Genomic DNA, 11693 nt, shown 5'->3' with positions numbered 1-11693 from the left:
GGCGGCGTGGGCCAGAGGCAGGCGCCGGCCTCCGCCGCAGCGGCCGCCACGACGGCGGAGGCGGGGCAGGGGGCGAGCACCAAGGCCGGGCAACCGGCGCGCAGGGCCGCCAGTGCGTGCCCCGCCGCCGTGCCGCAATCCAGCACCGGCAGCATGTTGGCGAGGGCCGGCCCGGTGATGGCCAGGAACAGGCGGGGCGAGAGGTACTGCGCCGCGCCTGGGGCGGAGAGCAGCAGCAGCGCGGCATCCTGCGGCAGGGACTCCGCCGCAGCGGCCAGGGCGGCAGCAGCTTGCACGGCATCGTGTACCACCACGCCGCGTACCCGGTGCATGCTGTCGTGCTGTAAGTTTAGTGCTCTGCGGTCCATTCCTCAGTCCTGGCCGTTGACCCTGCCCGTAACCCGCCGGTAAAGCCTGCATTAATGGATGGCATCGCGCGATCGCGCCACGCCGGTTCGGCGTTGGGGCGCGTTTCTATAAGGGCGGCGGCATGAGCGAGGCGGTTAGCGAGGCGGCGGCACGTCTGGAGCGGGCGGTCGACCGCCTGGCCCAGGCCATGGCCCAGCCGCGGCCGGAACAGGGTATTCCGCCGGACCAGGTGGCGAGCCTCGCCTCGCGGTTGGACAACACCCTGGCGCGGCTGCGCGGCGCCCTCGCGGAACTGGAAGGCGGCGACGCCGTGCCCCATGCTGTGGAGCAGGCGGCCGGAATGCCACCTGCGCAGGCGAGCGGCCCGGATGACGCCGACGCCATCGCCCCCGCCCCGCCCATGCAAGACGAGGAGCGCTGAGTTTGGGTCAGGTCACGGTTCGCATTGGCGGCTACACGCACCCCGTATCCTGCGAGGATGGCCAGGAAGGCCACCTGATCGCCCTGGCGGCGGAGGTGGACCGCCGCGTCTCCTCCATCCGCGCCATGGGCGGGCAGTTCGGGGAAAGCCGGCAGCTGCTGCTGGCCTCGCTGCTGCTGGCCGATGAGCTGCATGACCTGCGCGTAGAACTCTCCCACGCCCGCGCCGGCATTCTCGGCACCATGCCCGCGGCCGTGGACCCGCAATTGGCGGAGCGCCTGGGGCGCATCGCGGAAAAGATCGAAGGCATTGCGGCGGGCCTTGAGCAGCCCTAGATACAGCACCGGAGCTGCCCGGTTCGTCAGGTACACTATCCCCGGGGCCAATAAGCACCCTCCGGGGGCTGGCTCTGGCCGGATCTTGGTCCGGCTATCTGGCACCCACCTGTCTAACAGGTCTCGGGAGGATAAAAACGCCAACGGCCATGGCGGCTCCACTCATTCCCTTGTCTGATTGGCCCGACCCACCCGCCCTGGCGGCCGAGAAGGCCGCCCTGCGGCAGTCGGCCATGGCGGCCCGCGCCGCGTTGCGCCTGCCCGATGCGGGCGAGGCGCTGGCCCGCACAGTCCTGCTTCATTGCCCGCCGCCCCCGGGTGCCCTGCTGGCCGGCTTCTGGCCGATGGGCGACGAGATCGACATCCGCCCCCTGATGCGCCGCCTGGCCGAAGCCGGGCATGCGCTGGCCCTGCCGGTGACGCCGCGCCGTGGCCACCCGCTGCTGTTCCGCCGCTGGGCCTGGGGCGGCAAGCTGGTGCCCGGCCGCTTCGGCACGTCCGTCCCTCCCGACGATGCGGAGGTCGTCACGCCCCAGGCACTGCTGGTGCCGCTGCTGGCCTTCGACGCCACCGGTGCCCGGCTGGGCTATGGCGGCGGCTTCTATGACCGCACCCTGGGCGGTCTGCCCGGCGCATGGGCGCTGGGCGTTGCGTTTGCCGCCCAGCAGGTGGAAAAGGTCCCCGCTGGCGTCCATGACGTCGCGCTGCACGGCATCGCCACCGAGGCCGGCTTTCTCCGCACCGAAAGGTAGTCTGTTCCTTGCGTATCCTGTTTCTCGGCGACGTCGTCGGGCGTTCCGGCCGCGACGCCGTCATGAGTGAGCTTCCTGGCCTGCGGGCGCGCCTGAAGGCCGACCTGGTGGTGGTGAACGTGGAGAATGCCAGCCACGGCTTCGGCGTCAGCCCCGACATGGTGCGCGGCTTCCTGGCCGCCGGTGCCGACGTGCTGACCCTCGGCAACCATAGCTGGGACCGCAAGGAGATCGTCGGCTACATCGATGGCGAGCCGCGGCTGATCCGCCCGCTGAACTACCCGCCCGGCACCCCCGGGCGTGGCGCCACGGTGGTGGAGGTGACCGGGGGCCGCAAGGCACTGGTGGTGAACGCCATGGGCCGCCTGTTCATGGAGCCGCTGGACGACCCGTTCCGCGCCGTGCAGGCCGCGTTGGCGCAGCACACGCTGGGTGCCGGCGGCACCGTGCAGGCCGTGCTGATCGACATCCATGCCGAGGCCAGCAGCGAGAAGATGGCGCTGGCGCACAGCTTCGATGGCCGTGCCAGCCTGGTGGTGGGCACCCACACCCATGTGCCGAGCGCTGACCACCGCATCCTGGAGAACGGCACCGCCTACATGACCGATGCCGGCATGTGCGGCGATTATGACAGCGTCATCGGCATGCAGAAGGGCGGCGCCGCGCTGCGCTTCTGGAAGAAGGTGCCGGGCGAGAAGCTGGCGCCGGCTGAAGGGCCCGCCAGCCTCTCCGGCATCTTCGTCGAGACGGATGACGCCAGCGGCCTGGCGCTGCGGGTGGAGCCGGTACGGATGGGCGGGCTGCTGGCGCCCGCGATGCCGTCCTTCTGAGCGCCAGGGCGGGGCATCGCGCCCCGCCGCAGCGCCGCTGTCATCGAAGCTTCGCCGTGCTGTCACCGGAATGACTTGGGGGTCGTCTAAGGCCCGGCTCGCCCACATGAACGGTGAGTCATATGTCTTCCACGATTACCGGTACCCCGCTTTTTGACGTGGACCACGCGGCCAGCGGCGTCGCCAACGGTGCCGAGGTCTCGGCCTACGATGCCGCCCGCAAGCTGGTCTACATCCTGGGTCCGGATGGCGTGGATGCGGTGGACGTCGCCACGGGCGCCATCCGCTTCAGCCTGCCGCTGAGCGCCACCGGCATCGCCGACAGCCAGGGCGGCACCAGTGTCGCCGTGCATGGCGACCTGCTGGCGGTGTCCTACGAAGGGGCCGAGGATGGCCTGGCCGGCACCGTCGCCTTCTACCGGCTGGACGGCGCTGGTACCGGTGCCACGCTGGCCGGCACGGTCGGCGTCGGCGCCACGCCGGACATGATCAAGTTCACGCCGGATGGCGCCAGGCTGCTGGTGGCGATCGAGGGCGAGCCCTTCACCACCTATGCCGACGATGCCGCGACCGGCGCGCTGGGCGATGCCCCGGGCGGCATCAGCATCATCGACACCGCGACGCTGACCGAGACCTTCGCCGGCTTCGGCGCTTTCGATGCCGATACGCTGCGTGCCGCCGGCGTGCGCATCAAGGCGGGCGCCACCGCCGCGCAGGACCTGGAGCCGGAATACATCGCGCTCTCCGCCGACGGCACCAAGGCCTATGTGACGCTGCAGGAGAACAACGCCATCGCCGTGCTGGACGTGGCGAGCGGCAGCTTCGAGAAGGTCTTCGCCGTCGGCACCAAGGACCATTCCCTGGCCGGCAACGGCATGGACACGTCCGACCGCGACGGCGGGGTAAACATCCGCACCGTGCCCGTGAAGGGCCTGTACATGCCGGATGGGCTGGCCAGCTTCGAGATGAACGGCAAGACCTACCTGGTCACCGCGAATGAAGGCGATGCGCGGGAATACGACGCCTATGCCGACGTGGCGCGCCTTTCCACCGTGCGGCTGGACGAAGCCGCCTTCGGTGGCGCCGCCGCCGTGGCCGAGCTGAAGAAGCCGGAGAACATGGGGCGGCTGAACGTCTCCACCGTCGATGGGGACATCGATGGGGACGGGGATATCGACGTCATCCACACCCTCGGCGGCCGCAGCATGTCCATCTGGGAAGTGGGCGAGGACGGCCTGACCCAGACCTGGGATTCCGGCGACATGATGGAACGCATCCTGGCCGCCGACTTCCCGGCGCTGCTGGATGACGGCCGCTCCGACGACAAGGGGCCGGAGCCGGAGAGCGTGACGCTCGGCACCGTGGGTGGGCGCCTCTACGCCTTCGTGGCGCTGGAACGCTCCGACGCCGTCATGGCCTTCCGCATCGATGGCGCGGCGGAGGTGACCTATGCCGGCGTGATCCCGACCGGCGGCGACGCGCCCGAGGTCGTCACCTTCATCCCGGGCGAGGACGCGCCGGGCGGCCTGCCGATGTTGATCTCGCCCAACGAGGGCAACGGCGTCACCACCGGCATCCAGCTCGCCTTCCCCATCCTGGGCTCGGAGGGCGCGGATGTGTTGCGGGGCAGCCGGGCGGATAACTTCATCGATGCCGGGGCGGGCGACGACCTGATCTTCGCCTCGCTGGGGCAGGACACCGTCCTTGGCGGCGCCGGCCTCGACACGCTGCGGTTCGAGGCGGTGACGCTGGGCAGCGCCACGCTCGGCCGGGCCGGCGACGGCACCGCCCAGAGCGTGGCCTGGACCGATGCGGCGGGCAGCCACGCCACCAGCTTCAGCGGCATCGAGACGGTGCAGCTGGTGGATGCCACCGTTTACTTCGGCGGCGGCAGCACGGCGGCGCAGGTCAGCGCGCTGTATCGAGGCCTGCTGGGCCGGGATGCCGACGCGGCCGGCCTGTCCTTCTGGACCGACCGGGCGGAGGAGGGCGACGCGCTGGCATCCATCGCCACCTCGATCCTCGGTTCCGGCGAGGCGAAGCTGGCGCTGGGCGGGCTGGGCACCGAGGCGGTGATCGGCCGCCTCTACGGTGCCATCCTGGGCCGTGACGGCGATGCGGCCGAGCTGGGCTTCTGGCGTGGCCAGGTGGAGGACGGCCTGTCGATCGGCGAAGCGGCGGCGCATATCGCCGGCTCCGCCGAGGCTGAAGCCGATCCGACCGGTGCCGCCGCCCAGGGGATCGCGGTGGTGGACGCCGAGATGGCCTGGATCGGCCTCAGCTTCGATGCGCTGCTGGGCCGGGCGCCGGACCTCGCCAGCCTGGGCTTCTTCAAGGGGCAGATGCAGGCGGGCGTGGACGAGATGGCGGTGGTGCTGGGCATCGCCCGCTCCCAGGAATTCCAGGGGCGCACCGGGGGCCTGGATGATGCCGGCTATGTCGAGACGCTCTACAGCGACGTGCTGGGGCGCGGCAGCGACGCGGAGGGCCTGGCCTGGCACCTGGCGGCGCTGGAGCAGGGCGCGGAGCGGGGCGAGCTGGCCTTCAGCTTCCTGGCCTCGGACGAAGGGCAGGCGGGTTACGCCCGCTTCCTGGAGCAGGGCGTCGCGCTGATCTGATGCCAGCGGCGTGAAGCAATGGTGGCCCGCCCTGTCGGGGCGGGCCACTGGCCGCTGGCCGGGCTTTCGGGCATGATCGGCCCGGCTTCGAATCGTCCGGCGAGAACGCAGGCCCGCCGCCCGTACCGGCGGCTGCGGGTGCTAGTACAGGACCTTGCCGATGGCGGGGGCGCGGACGGTGTCGTAGTCCGCGGCGTCGATCAGCCCCTTGGTATGCACTTCCAGCAACTGGCCGCCGGTCGGCACCTCCGGCGCGGGCTTGTCCGCCCCCTTCCAGATCTTGGAGCGGAGGATGGCGCGGGCGCATTGCATGAACACTTCCTCCACCGTGACCAGCATGACCGTGGCGGGCTTCTGGCCCTGGACCTCGTAGCGGGCGCACAGCTCGGGGTCCGTGGTCAGCCGCGCCTTGCCGGCGACGCGCAGGGTCTCGCCCACGCCGGGCACCAGGAACAGCAGGGCGACGGTCGGGTTCTCCACCACGTCCCGCAGCGCGTCGATGCGGTTGTTGCCGCGGCGGTCGGGCAGGGCCAGGGTCTGCTCGTCCAGCACATCGATGAAGCCGGGGGCGTCGCCGCGCGGGGTGCAGTGCGGGCCGCGCGCGCCGAAAGTGGCCAGGACGCAGAACGGGCTGGCGGCGATGAAGCCGGCGGTGCGCGGATCGATGCGGTCGGCCACCTTCTTCAGGACCAGCTCACGCGGCTCGGCATAGTGTTGCTGCAGCTGCTCGAGCGTCGTGATGGCGTAGGCGTCGGTCATGCGGACGGGCTCCCCGGCTTTTCGGCGTGATACGGCCCAGGCTGGAGCAACCCGGGACGCGCATCAAGCCAGCGGACGACGGGCCGGCCGGATACGGCTGAGAGACTGTTTCGAAAGCCTGCCGGGTCGGGCGAGGCGGGCCTTTCCGCGCCAGCTTTGGCGGCTTGGCCCAGTGTTCCAGCATTGGCCCTGCGCCACCTCGGTGCTGGCACGAAAAACGCCGACCGTGCCCTCAACCAGCAGACTGCTGAAACAGTCTCTTACCGCCCCAGGGCGGGGGCCTCGGCGGGTGCGCGGCCGGCCATACGGTGCAGAACGTCGTCCCGCCACAGGTGCCGGTGCACGACCACCATGGCAACATGGCCCGCCACCAACGCCAGCAGCGTCCAGGCCAGTAGGCCATGGGCGGCGTTTCCGGGTGCCGTCATCCAGGTGATCGGCCCGCCCCCGAAGCCGGGGAAGAGCGGGATGCCGAAAGGGGCGAAGGCGCGGCCGGACCCATAGGCGCGGAGCAGGGCCAGGGAAGGCACCACCAGCATCAGCGCATACAGCGCCAAGTGTCCCAGCGTCGCCAGTTTGCCGGCCAGGCCGGGCGCGTGGCGCGGGCGGCGGCGGGCATTGGCCAGGCCCCAGGCGCCGCGCAGCAACACCAGGCACAGCAACAGGAAGCCGATGCTGGTGTGGCTGCCGACCATGAAGGCCGTGACCGGATGCCGGCCAATGGTAAGGCGCACCGCCATGCCGGCGAACTGCCACAGGAACAGCGCCGCCATGCCCCAGTGCAGGGCGCGGCTGACCAGGCCGTAGCGTTGCGGTGTATCCAGCCAGGGGGTGCTTGCCATGGGGAGGGCCTCGTCATGTTGCACTGCGCTCAGGTTCTTTTCACGCGGGTGCGGACAAGTCCAGGCTGGCATGGCCGGTTGGCGGGCCGGCGGCCCCTCGCATCCGGCGGCGGAGAGCGGTATAGGACCGCGATACACCGGAACAACACGAGAATACCGGAGAAGCACCGCGTGGCCGGCCATTCCCAGTTTAAGAACATCATGCACCGCAAGGGTGCGCAGGACGCCAAGCGCGCCCGTGCCTTCGCGAAGCTGATCCGCGAAATCACCGTCAGTGCCCGCCAGGGCCTGCCCGACCCCGCCTTCAACCCGCGCCTTCGCTCCGCGGTCCAGGCGGCGCGGGTGGCCAACATGACGAAGGACACGATCGACCGCGCCATCAAGAAGGCCTCGGGCGGCGCGGCGGGCGAGGACTATGTGGAGGTGCGGTATGAGGGCTACGGCCCCGCCGGCGTCGCCATCATCGTCGAGGCGCTGACCGACAACCGCAACCGCACGGCCTCTGACATCCGCTCCGCCTTCTCCAAGTTCGGCGGCGCGATGGGCGAGAGCAATTCGGTCGCCTTCCAGTTCGAGCGGAACGGCGTGGTGCGCTACCCGGCCAGCGTGGCCGATGCGGACACCATGCTGGAGGCGGCCATCGAGGCCGGCGCTTCGGACGTGGAGAGCACCGAGGATGGCCACGAGGTCCGCACGGGCATCGAGGACCTGTTCACCGTGCGCGATGCGCTGGAGGAGAAGTTCGGCCCGGCGGAGAGCGCCAAGCTGGAATGGCGCCCGAATGTCAGCGTCGAGCTGGACGAGGAGAAGGCACGCTCCGTGCTCAAGCTGATCGACGTGCTGGACGAGCATGACGACGTGCAGAACGTGACCGCGAATTTCGAGGTTTCGGACGCCGTCGCCCAGGCGCTCGCGGACTGATGGTCACGGTACGGTTGCTCGGGCTGGACCCTGGCCTCCAGCACACTGGCTGGGGGGTGGTGGAAAGCACCGGCAACCGCCTGCGGCACATCGCCGACGGCGTCGTCTCCACCACCGCCGACCTGCCGCTGGCCGAGCGGCTGTGCCAGATCCACCGGGCGCTGAACACGCTGATGGAGTTGTGGAAGCCGGATGAAGCGGCGGTGGAGCACACCTACGTCAACAAGAACCCGGCCTCGGCGCTGAAGCTGGGGCAGGCGCGCGGCGTGGTGATGCTGGCGCCGGCCCTGGCCGGGCTGCCGGTCTCCGAATACCAGGCGATGGAAGTGAAGCGCGCGGTGGTCGGCACCGGCCATGCGGACAAGACCCAGGTGGCGGACATGGTGCGCCGCCTGCTGCCGGGCGCCACGCTGCGGCGGGCCGATGCGTCGGACGCGCTGGCCGTCGCCATCTGCCATGCCCATCACCGTTCCAGCCGCATCGTGCTAGCCAAGGGATATCTTCCCGCATGATCGGCAAGCTGACCGGAAAGCTGGATTCGTCCTTCGAGGGCGGCTGCATCTTCGACGTGAACGGGGTGGGGTATCTCGTCTCCTGCTCCTCCCGCGCGCTGGCGGCGTTGCCGCCGCCGCCGGCCGTCGCCTCCCTGATGATCGAGACGTCGGTGCGGGAGGACGCGATCACCCTCTACGGCTTCGCCGACGCGACGGAGCGGGACTGGTTCCGCATGCTGACCAGCATCCAGAGCGTCGGGCCGAAAGTGGCGCTTTCCCTGCTCTCCGCGCTTTCGCCCGCCGATATGGCGCGGGCGATCCTGGCCGGGGACAAGGGGGCACTGACCCGGGCGGCCGGCGTCGGGCCGAAGCTGGCGATCCGCCTGATCTCCGAACTGCAAGCCAAGGTGGGCGGCATGCCGGTGGGGCCGGCCTTCGCGCCGGGCCTCAGCGCCCTGCCGCTGCCGGCCAATTCCGTGGTGGCGGAGACCGTCTCGGTGCTGCTGAACCTCGGCTGGAAGCGGCCGGAGGCGCAGGCCACCGTCAGCCGCGTGGCGGACCGGCTGGGCGAGGGCGTGGCCATCGAGCTGCTGATCCGTGAGAGCCTGAAGGAACTGGCGCCCAAATGAGTGCCCCAGGAAACGAGCGCATCTCCGACCCGCACCGCACCGACGAGGACGCGGCCGAGGCGACGCTGCGGCCGCAGACGCTGGACGACTTCACTGGCCAGAAGGGCCTGCGGGAAAACCTCTCCATCTTCATCCAGGCGGCCAAGGTGCGGGGCGAGGCCCTGGACCACGTGCTGCTGCACGGCCCGCCGGGCCTGGGCAAGACGACGCTGGCGCAGATCGTGGCGCGGGAACTGGGCGTCGGCTTCCGCGCCACCTCCGGCCCGGTGTTGCAGCGGGCAGGGGATCTGGCCGCCATCCTGACCAATTTGCAGCCGCGCGACGTGCTGTTCGTGGACGAGATCCACCGCCTGCAGCCGGCGATCGAGGAAACCCTCTATCCGGCGATGGAGGATTTCCAGCTCGACCTCATCATCGGCGAGGGGCCGGCGGCACGGACGGTGCGGATCGACCTGCCGCCCTTCACGCTGGTGGGGGCCACCACGCGCGCCGGCCTGCTGGCGACGCCGCTACGGGACCGATTCGGCATTCCGCTGCGGCTGCAATTCTATACGCCCGAGGAATTGCTGCTGATCGTCCGGCGCGGGGCTCAGAAGTTGAGCTTCGAGCTGAGCGAGGACGGCGCGCGGGAAATCGCCAACCGCTCCCGCGGCACGCCGCGCATCGCCGGGCGGTTGCTGCGGCGGGTGCGGGATTTCGCGCTGGTCTCCGGCCAGGTGGCGGATCGGGAGATGGCCGATGCCTCGTTGCGGCGGCTGGAGGTGGATGAGAAGGGGCTGGATTCGCAGGACCGGCGCTATCTCCGCCGCATCGCCGAGCACCATGGCGGCGGGCCCGTGGGCGTCGAGACCCTGGCCGCGGCCCTGTCCGAAGGCCGGGATACGCTGGAAGAGGTGATCGAGCCCTACCTGATCCAGGAAGGCTTTGTCATGCGCACGCCGCGCGGCCGCGTGCTGGGCGAGCCGGGGTGGCGCCACCTGGGCATGGCGCCCCCGCCAGGCAGCCAGGCCGACCTGCTGGGGGGCTTCTGATGCCGGCGCATGCCTGGCCGATCCGTGTCTACTTCGAGGATACCGATGCCGGCGGCGTCGCTTACCACGCCAGCTATCTGCGCTGGGCGGAGCGCGCGCGGACGGAATCCTTGCGTGCCATAGATTTGCCGCATCAACTTATGATGCAAGGTTACTCTTCGATGCTCGTGGTGCGACGCATTGAAGTGGAGTATGTGGCCCCCGCGCGCCTCGATGATTCTCTGGTCGTGGAGACGCGTGTGCGGAGGTTGGGCGGTGCATCGCTGGATCTGGAACAGTGGGTGCTGGACGAATCCGGGGCGTTGCGGGCGGTTCTGACGGTTGGCCTGGTCTGCGTGCGCACCGAAGGTGTGCGGCCGACGCCGATCCCGGAACCCTGGCGCAGCGCCCTCCGCGCCGGGATGAACGACGAATAGCGCCGACCCCACGCGAAGCGGGGCCGGCCAAGCGAAGGAGATGGCCGTGGGTGGCAGCGTGAATGCGTCGGATCTCGGCCAGGTGGCGCACGACATGACCCTGTGGGGCTTGTTCCTGCAGGCTGACTGGATTGTGAAGCTGGTGATGCTCGGCCTGATCGTGGCCAGCATCTGGGTGTGGGCCGTGGTGTTCGAGAAGGTCACCAGCCTCCGCCGCGTGAACCGCGCCGCCGACGCGTTCGAGGAGAAGTTCTGGTCCGGCGGCAGCCTTGAGCAGCTGTTCCAGACCGAGGGCGAGCGCCCGACCCACCCGATGGCCGCCGTGTTCGGCGCCGCGATGCGGGAGTGGGAGCGCAGCACCACGCGCCCGAACGAGATTCCCCACAATGCCGGCATGCAGACCCGCGCCGAGCGCGCCATGGGCGTGGCCGTGCAGCGGGAGATGGACGGGCTGGAGCGCTGGATGGTGTTCCTGGCCTCGGTCGGCTCCGTTGGTCCCTTCGTCGGCCTGTTCGGCACGGTGTGGGGCATCATGAACTCGTTCTCCGCCATCGCCGGCATGAACAACACCAACCTCGCCGTGGTGGCGCCGGGTATCGCGGAGGCGCTGTTCGCCACCGCCATCGGCCTGGTGGCCGCCATCCCGGCCGTGCTGGCCTACAACAAGATCAGCACCGACCTGGCCCGCTTTGCCTCCCGCCTGGAGAGCTTCTCGACCGAGTTTGCCGCCATCCTCTCCCGCCAGGCTGAGGAGCGCGTCTGAGCCATGGCGATGTCATCCGGCGGCGGCGGAAAGGGGCGCGGGCGGTACCGCGCCATGGCCGAGATCAACGTGACGCCGCTGGTGGACGTCATGCTGGTGCTGCTGATCATCTTCATGGTCGCGGCGCCGCTGATGACGGTGGGCGTGCCCATCGACCTGCCCAAGACCAATGCCAGCGCCCTGAACCAGGAGACGGAGCCGTTGACCATCTCGGTCAACGCGGAAGGCCGTATCTTCATCCAGGAAAGCGAAGTGCCGATGGAGGGGCTGGTCGCCCAGCTGCAGGCCATCCTGCGTGAGCAGCCGCAGGGGGCGCCGGAGCGCCGCATCTTCGTGCGCGGCGACAAGGGCATCAATTACGGCCGGGTGATGGAAGTGATGGGGACGATCTCCGCCGCCGGCTTCACCAAGGTGGCCCTGCTGGCCGAGCAGCCGGCGGGCGTGCCTGCCACCGGCGCTGCCGCACCGGCCCGTGCCGGGCAGCCTGCTGGCACCGCGCGCCCGGCCACGCCG

Annotated in this window: 15 protein-coding genes and 1 other RNA gene; 13 read left to right on the top strand and 3 right to left on the bottom strand. The window is 70.2% G+C overall.

Translation table 11 applies throughout. The features are described 5' to 3' along the window. Positions 1-332, bottom strand: a 332-nt coding sequence (locus tag IBL26_RS24080) for a hypothetical protein (protein WP_206684300.1), incomplete at its 3' end; no start/stop codon positions are given. Positions 333-490: 158 nt separating this feature from the next. On the opposite strand from IBL26_RS24080, the gene IBL26_RS24075 reads away from it, so the two are divergent. The 6 genes from IBL26_RS24075 to IBL26_RS24050 all read left to right on the top strand — a co-directional run bounded on the left by IBL26_RS24075 (position 491) and on the right by IBL26_RS24050 (position 5325). Then, positions 491-790, top strand: a complete 300-nt coding sequence (locus IBL26_RS24075; protein ID WP_187787057.1) for a hypothetical protein — start codon at positions 491-493, stop codon at positions 788-790. 2 nt (positions 791-792) lie between these two features. After that, positions 793-1125 carry a cell division protein ZapA gene (locus tag IBL26_RS24070; protein ID WP_187787056.1) on the top strand — a complete coding sequence of 111 codons (333 nt, stop codon included), beginning with the start codon at positions 793-795 and terminating at the stop codon, positions 1123-1125. Between the two features lie 8 nt (positions 1126-1133). Next, positions 1134-1288, top strand: a non-coding RNA gene (gene ssrS / locus IBL26_RS24065) — 6S RNA. Between the two features lie 7 nt (positions 1289-1295). Beyond that, complete coding sequence (locus IBL26_RS24060) at positions 1296-1877, top strand: 5-formyltetrahydrofolate cyclo-ligase (RefSeq protein WP_241749721.1); 582 nt, start codon at positions 1296-1298, stop codon at positions 1875-1877. An 8-nt stretch (positions 1878-1885) separates the two neighbouring features. After that, entirely contained in the window at positions 1886-2707 is an 822-nt protein-coding gene (locus IBL26_RS24055) for a TIGR00282 family metallophosphoesterase (RefSeq protein ID WP_187787054.1), read from the top strand. A gap of 122 nt (positions 2708-2829) precedes the next feature. Then, positions 2830-5325: a choice-of-anchor I family protein gene (locus IBL26_RS24050; RefSeq protein ID WP_187787053.1), complete on the top strand. Its 2496-nt coding sequence runs from the start codon at positions 2830-2832 to the stop codon at positions 5323-5325. A 141-nt stretch (positions 5326-5466) separates the two neighbouring features. Here the strand turns inward: IBL26_RS24050 and IBL26_RS24045 are convergent, their stop codons facing one another. Next, positions 5467-6084 (bottom strand): MSMEG_1061 family FMN-dependent PPOX-type flavoprotein, encoded by a 618-nt coding sequence (locus tag IBL26_RS24045; RefSeq protein WP_187787052.1) that lies wholly within the window; start codon positions 6082-6084, stop codon positions 5467-5469. A 260-nt stretch (positions 6085-6344) separates the two neighbouring features. Beyond that, complete coding sequence (locus tag IBL26_RS24040; protein WP_187787051.1) at positions 6345-6926, bottom strand: cytochrome b; 582 nt, start codon at positions 6924-6926, stop codon at positions 6345-6347. Positions 6927-7097: 171 nt separating this feature from the next. Between IBL26_RS24040 and IBL26_RS24035 the strand changes: the two genes are divergently transcribed. The 7 genes from IBL26_RS24035 to tolR all read left to right on the top strand — a co-directional run. After that, positions 7098-7847 (top strand): YebC/PmpR family DNA-binding transcriptional regulator, encoded by a 750-nt coding sequence (locus IBL26_RS24035; protein WP_187787050.1) that lies wholly within the window; start codon positions 7098-7100, stop codon positions 7845-7847. Then, positions 7847-8359, top strand: coding sequence for a crossover junction endodeoxyribonuclease RuvC (ruvC, locus tag IBL26_RS24030; RefSeq protein WP_187787049.1), 513 nt, complete (start codon positions 7847-7849; stop codon positions 8357-8359). Before IBL26_RS24035 ends, ruvC begins: the two co-directional genes overlap by 1 nt. Next, a complete protein-coding gene (ruvA, locus tag IBL26_RS24025) occupies positions 8356-8970 on the top strand; it encodes a Holliday junction branch migration protein RuvA (protein ID WP_187787048.1) in 615 nt (204 codons plus the stop codon). Before ruvC ends, ruvA begins: the two co-directional genes overlap by 4 nt. Next, positions 8967-10001 (top strand): Holliday junction branch migration DNA helicase RuvB, encoded by a 1035-nt coding sequence (ruvB, locus tag IBL26_RS24020; RefSeq protein ID WP_187787047.1) that lies wholly within the window; start codon positions 8967-8969, stop codon positions 9999-10001. Before ruvA ends, ruvB begins: the two co-directional genes overlap by 4 nt. Next, complete coding sequence (locus IBL26_RS24015; protein WP_187787046.1) at positions 10001-10417, top strand: YbgC/FadM family acyl-CoA thioesterase; 417 nt, start codon at positions 10001-10003, stop codon at positions 10415-10417. Before ruvB ends, IBL26_RS24015 begins: the two co-directional genes overlap by 1 nt. Before the next feature lie 40 nt (positions 10418-10457). Continuing rightward, on the top strand, positions 10458-11180 hold the full coding sequence (tolQ, locus tag IBL26_RS24010; protein ID WP_187787045.1) for a protein TolQ: 723 nt from the start codon (positions 10458-10460) through the stop codon (positions 11178-11180). A 3-nt stretch (positions 11181-11183) separates the two neighbouring features. Next, the coding region (gene tolR, locus IBL26_RS24005; RefSeq protein WP_241749720.1) for a protein TolR at positions 11184-11693 on the top strand (510 nt) is incomplete at its 3' end.

The organism is Teichococcus aerophilus, from assembly GCF_014490485.1.
In the GTDB taxonomy this organism is placed as follows: Bacteria; Pseudomonadota; Alphaproteobacteria; order Acetobacterales; family Acetobacteraceae; genus Pseudoroseomonas; species Pseudoroseomonas aerophila.
Note: the sequence above shows the minus strand (reverse complement) of the source record. Positions and strands in the feature narration are given on the sequence as shown.